The sequence below is a fragment of the Streptomyces sp. NPDC015125 genome (assembly GCF_043080045.1).
Taxonomy (GTDB): Bacteria; Actinomycetota; Actinomycetes; order Streptomycetales; family Streptomycetaceae; genus Streptomyces.
This window is the reverse complement of record NZ_JBIBVF010000061.1, coordinates 267-1,162: the sequence shown is the minus strand read 5'-3', so window position 1 is coordinate 1,162 and position 896 is coordinate 267. Positions and strand designations below refer to the sequence as shown.

1 protein-coding gene is annotated in these 896 nt (G+C 68.0%); it reads right to left on the bottom strand.

Features of this window, described 5'->3' with window-relative positions:
• Positions 1-156 precede the first annotated feature (156 nt).
• Positions 157-896 (bottom strand): FAD-binding protein (locus ACF088_RS41305; protein ID WP_392381130.1); only part of this gene is annotated, 740 nt, incomplete at its 5' end.

The following is an 896-nucleotide window of genomic DNA, read 5'->3' as shown; positions in this document are numbered from 1 at the left end:
ATGTGAATGTCCTTTCGAGATGTGCGTTTTCGCCTGCACCAGACAAGACCGAATGCTCACCCGCTCTGTGACAAGGCGAACCGATGCATCGGTGTTCTGGCGTTTCCGGCGCTGCTGGAGTTCAGGTGTTCAGGCTTTCCGGTGCTCGGAAACCTGTTACTCGACGAGCTTTCCGTCGGTGGACACGTCCGCCATGAGGGAAGCGATCTCGTCCGGGACATCGGGAATGCGCTCGTGGGTGATTCCGGTCGTCGGCGACCAGACCAGGTTGACGCGGAACGCGGGGTCCATGTCGGGGAAGTCGCTGCGGTTGTGGCAACCACGGGTCTCCCGGCGTTCCAGTGCCGCTTCGAGGGTGGCGCGGGCCGCCAGCGCGGCCGACTTGAGGTCGAAGGCGTGGGCGAGGTCCTGGAAGCCGGCGATGTCGGGATGGACGCCGACGTTCTGCATGCGCTTCTCGACGGCGTCCAGCTCCGCCAGGCCGGCGCGCAGGCCCTCTTCGTCCCGGACGACGCCGGCGTGCTCGGTCATGGTGTTGCGGATCGCGCGCTGGAGCGCCCGGACGTTCTCGGGGCCGTCCGCGGCCAGCAGCTCGTCGACCTCGGCACGTGCCTCGGCCACGGCGGTCGCGGACCGGGGCTGCGCGGTGAGGGACTCCGAGTAGGCCGCCGCGGCCTGGCCGGTGATACGGCCGTAGACGAGGAGTTCGATCAGGCTGTTGCCACCGAGGCGGTTGGCGCCGTGCAGACCGCTGGCGGCCTCGCCGATGGCGTACAGACCGCGGACGTCGGTGCTGTGGTCCTCGGGACGGACCCAGACGCCGCCCATCGAGTAGTGGGCCGTCGGGGCCACCTCGATGGGTTCACGGGTGATGTCGAGCATTTGCAGGTCGAGGA